Genomic DNA, 4,849 nt, shown 5'->3' with positions numbered 1-4,849 from the left:
GTGTATGGACTGATGATGGTGTTCGCCGTTGTTGATTTAAGGCGGCGATATCGCCTGGATAAGTCGGAGATGGATGAGGACGCTGTCAGCGCCCTTCTGTCCAAACCCGTCTCCATCCTGGTGCCCGCCTATAACGAAGATGCCGGAATCGTGGATAGCGTTCGTTCTCTGCTCGGTCTTCGCTATCCACAGACGGAAATTATCATCGTAAACGACGGGTCGAAGGATCAAACGCTGAAATTGGCCATTGAGCAGTTCCGGATGCATCCGGTAAAGCGGGACTACAACCCAAGGCTGCCAACGAAAGAAATTAGGGGCGTTTATCAGTCTGCCATCCACCCACACCTCTTCCTGGTTGATAAAGAGAACGGTGGGAAGGCAGACGCGCTCAACGCCGGCATTAACCTCTCCCGTTACCCGTATTTTTGCTCCATTGACGGAGACTCTATCCTGGAAGAATCCTCTCTGCTCAGAGCCATGAAGCCCATTTTGCGCTCAGGGAATGAGGTAATTGCCACAGGTGGCAGCATTCGTATCGCGAATGGACACAAGATTTTGCTTGGGTCCATCTTCAAGGCTGGCTTGTCAGACAACATGCTCGTGCTCACCCAGATGCTGGAGTATGTGCGCGCCTTCCTTGTCGGCCGGGTGGGCTTGAGCAAGTACAACCTTGTTCTGATTATTTCAGGCGCCTTTGGCGTCTTTCTCAAGCAGCCCGTGGTTGAGGTCGGCGGCTATTCCACCAAAATGATTGGCGAAGACATGGAGCTGGTTCTGAAGCTGCATCGTTGGATTAAGACGAATAAACTTAACAAGCGCATGGAGTATACTTCAGAGCCAATTTGCTGGACGGAAGCACCACAGAGTATGCGTGTGCTGCGGCTTCAGCGCCGCCGCTGGCATCAGGGCCTGATTGACAGCCTTTGGAAGCACAGAAACATGACACTGAACCTGAAGTATGGAGCGATAGGCGTTTTTGCCTTGCCCTACTATTGGATTGTTGAGTGTCTGGGGCCGGTTATTGAGTTGGGCGGCTACATCTATTTGATTTTCGCCTTCTTCACCGGAAAGATCTATCTGGAGTTCGCCATCCTGCTTGGAGTCTTCTTCGTGCTGGTGGGCATGTTGTACTCTGTTTCCTCCATTTTGTTGGAGGCATGGAGCATGAGTGAGTACCCCAATCCCAAGCAGACAGCCAAGCTGGTGCTTATTTCGCTGGTGGAACCCTTCTGGTACCGTCCACTAACGCTCATCTGGCGGATGGAGGGCATTGTGCAAAGCCTCCTTCGTCGCAAGGTATGGGGAGATATGCAGCGCAGCGGGCTATCCGGCAAGGAGGGACGAGCATGAGGAAGGTCTTGGTTGCCTTAGTCATTCTGCTGTTTCTGGGCACGCTTCCATTCCTATTTTGGCAACTGTTGCCCTCCAAGGCAATGCCGATCGCCATATTGGATATGACAGTGCCGGATGAAAGTTTTCGAGAGCACCAAGGGCTTACCTTCCTGCTCAATCATCTGAAAATGAAGAGCAAAGATGGCACAGACTATAACCGCAAGACTGACTTCTTCGGGTTCTACCCGAATGATGCGAACAGAAGCCACGAAATACGGCCGCTGCCAAGCGATTTGAGTCCCTATGCGGCGGTTTACCTGGCGGATACGTATGGCGTATACACTGAAGACCTTCCCTACAATGTGGGCCCCAGAGCCGGCGCTCGTTCGCCCAAGGTATATGGCGGCTTGGACCAGAAGGACTGGCAGTCCATCATTTCGTGGATCAACGCGCGTGAACATAGTCTGCTGATTGCCGAGTTCAACAGCTTCGCTTCGCCAACTGACCCGGCAGTCAGGGACAGTGTGGTCGACTATTTGGGTTTGGAGTGGTCCGGATGGGTGGGACGCTACTTTGATGAACTGAATCCGGACAAAAACAAAGAAATTCCGCAGTGGATCCTGGATGAGTTTGGCGACAGCTGGACCTACAGCGGTGAGGGATTTCTTCTGGTAAATGACTTCACCTTTGATGTTGTTGTGCTGCAGAGGGATTTGCACCTTGAGGAACCACGCATCCACCTGACATTCACACAGGCGGGCCGGGAGCAGTTCGGGCTGGAAACAAGCCCCGATTACCATTATTGGTTCGATCTGGTAACGCCGCAGGAGGGCGCGGTCGTTCTGGCGGAGTATCAGTGGCACCTATCGGAGGCCGGAAAGGAACTGTTGGCGCAGAAGGGCATACCCGAACAGTTTGCCGCTGTTGTGAAACGGGAATCCGCCACATCCTCGTCCTATTACTTCGCCGGTGACTACAATGATGTATCTCAGGTGCCCCGCTTGTACCATGCAACGGGACTACCCTCGATATACGGCTTCGCTGAGCAACATTCCGTGAATGCCCTATACTGGCAGACATACCTTCCGATGATGCAAAATATACTGAATACGCTTGATAGCACGCTTGAGAAGATGAAGGAAGGGACCCAACACCAGCCCCCGGCGATGGAGAACGGAGACGCCACAAGCCAACCAGCTACCGAGATATCGTCGGGACAAAACAGTCCCAAGTTTGTTTCTCGTGTTCGACAGAACGGCCTGCAAGTTCTCCGGCAAGGGGAATGGCAGGACCTTCCTGTGAAGGGCGTCAACATGGGCATGGCCAAGCCCGGCACATTCCCGGGGGAGGCTGCAATTACCGAGGAAGAGTATTACCGTTGGTTTGAGCAGATTGCGGCAATGAATGCGAATACGGTTCGTATCTATACGCTGCATCCTCCTGGATTCTATCGCGCGCTGAAGCATTTCAATGAAAGCCACCCTACTCCGCTTTATATCATGCAGGGTGTTTGGGTCAACGAAGAAGCGATTGCTGCGCACAAAGATGCTTTCCATCCAGCAATTGAGCAGGATTTCCAGAACGAAATGAGGAAAATCGCTGATGCGATTCATGGGAACATTGTCGTTCCGCCAACGCCGGGCCACGCTTCCGGTACCTATCGTGCTGACGTTTCAGACTATGTAACTGCTTGGATTATTGGCATTGAGTGGGACCCTGCCTTGGTGCATGGAACGAATGAGAACAACCCGGATACGGGAACATACCAGGGTACCTTGTTTGAAACAAAGGGTGGCGCGGCATTTGAACACTGGCTGGCGAAACAGATGGACTTGCTTACCGCCTATGAGATGGAGAAGTATGGTTCACTTCGCCCCATGAGTTTCACCAACTGGCCCACGACGGATATTCTCAGCCATCCATCGGACTTGTCTGGTGTGGAAGCTTGGGTCAGCGTGGACCCCAATGCAATTATCACAAAGGGTGAAATGGACCAGGTCGGTCAGTTCGCATCTTACCATGTATATCCGTATTACCCGGACTTCATTAACCACGATGAGAAATACCAAACTTACTTGGATTTCCGCGGCGAGGAAAACAACTACGCCGGCTACTTGCATGAGCTGATGGCCGCCCATACCTTGCCGGTGCTTATCGCTGAGTTTGGTGTGCCAGCTTCCCGCGGGATGGCACATGAAAGCCGCTTTGGCTGGAACCAAGGCTTACTGTCGGAGGAGCAACAGGGGCAGATAGATGCGCATCTGTTTGAGGACATCATGTCGGAAGGCGCAATGGGTGGTTTGCTGTTTACATGGCAGGATGAGTGGTTCAAGCGAACGTGGAATACGATGGACTACGATAACCCCACTCGCCGTCCGTACTGGTCAAATGCGCAGACGAATGAGCAGCAATTTGGCCTGTTGAGTTTCGACCGTCACAAGATTCGCGTAAACGGAACAACAAAGGACGACTGGTCGGCTCCCAGCCTTTACGAAGGCGCTGGTGGCATATTGCGGGCGCTGTATGTTGATCATGATGAGCGTTATCTGTACATCAGGTTGGATACGTCCATGTCACCCGGACAGTATCCGCTGATTCTGCTTGACACCGTACCTATGCAGGGGAACCGTACCATCGCGGGTCCTGGCGAACCGATCGGTTTTTCCCAGGGAATTGACTTTCTTGTTGATTTACAGCCGGGTCAAGAGCGGCTAAAAATTGACCCCTACTATGACTTCTATCAATACCTGTATGGACACGTATTAAAATTGCTTCGGCCTCTTCCAGAAACACCAAAAACAGACAGCGGTGTGTTTTCGCGGATTCGCTATGTGTTGAGCCGGGAATATGCGCCACTTTACGATGAGAAGGGGATCGCGTGGACCGACTTTGAGACCGGCCTGCTTCGAAAGGGGAATGGCGATCCTGGGGACCAGACGTATGACTCACTGACCGACTTCTCCTGGGGTTCCGATGGCACCTTGGAGATTCGCCTGCCTTGGTTGCTTTTGCAGTCCAAAGACCCAAGCCGCAAGGAGTTCATGGGGGACTTGTACAAAGAAGGGCTGGAAGCAAGTGTGATTATTGATGGCATTGGAATTGGTGCGCTCCTTATGAACGGAGATGGCACTGTTGCTGATTCCTTCCCAGCAATTGATCAAGAGCTGCTGCCCGCTTTGCGCAGCTACACCTGGCAGCAATGGGATTTACCAATGTTTGAAGAGCGATTGAAGCGCTCATACCCAATCATTGCTGAGGTATTCGCACAGTATTGACTAGTGAGGGGCAGAGTTGCAGGTCAGTTGTACTTTAGTATAGCTGGCCTGTTTTTGTGCTCCTGATAACCCCGGAATATCAAAGGCAGCAACTGGTACCGCCATCTGGGTTGCACATTTGCCCAGTAGCAGGCGCCACTTAAGGTCAAACAAATTTTCGGTGTAAATTAGTGTCCCCTGAATAACAGCCCTTTACGCTGCCAAGCAATCAAGCAACACGCTGTCCTCCGTTTTTCGGCCCC

General features: G+C 52.3%; 2 protein-coding genes. Both read left to right on the top strand.

The features are described 5' to 3' along the window. Nucleotides 1–1,350, top strand: a 1,350-nt coding sequence (locus GX117_05700; protein ID NLO32838.1) for a glycosyltransferase, incomplete at its 5' end; no start/stop codon positions are given. Then, complete coding sequence (locus GX117_05695; protein ID NLO32837.1) at nucleotides 1,347–4,607, top strand: hypothetical protein; 3,261 nt, start codon at nucleotides 1,347–1,349, stop codon at nucleotides 4,605–4,607. The genes GX117_05700 and GX117_05695, both read left to right, overlap by 4 nt. Nucleotides 4,608–4,849 lie beyond the last annotated feature (242 nt).

Source organism: Candidatus Hydrogenedentota bacterium (genome assembly GCA_012523015.1).
Taxonomy (GTDB): domain Bacteria; phylum Hydrogenedentota; class Hydrogenedentia; order Hydrogenedentales; family CAITNO01; genus JAAYBJ01.
Note: the sequence above shows the minus strand (reverse complement) of the source record. Positions and strands in the feature narration are given on the sequence as shown.

Coding starts and splice junctions, on each gene's coding strand:
- GX117_05695 (NLO32837.1), top strand. CDS start 1,347: ATGAGGAAGGTCTTGGTTGCCTTAGTCATTCTGCTGTTTCTGGGCACG.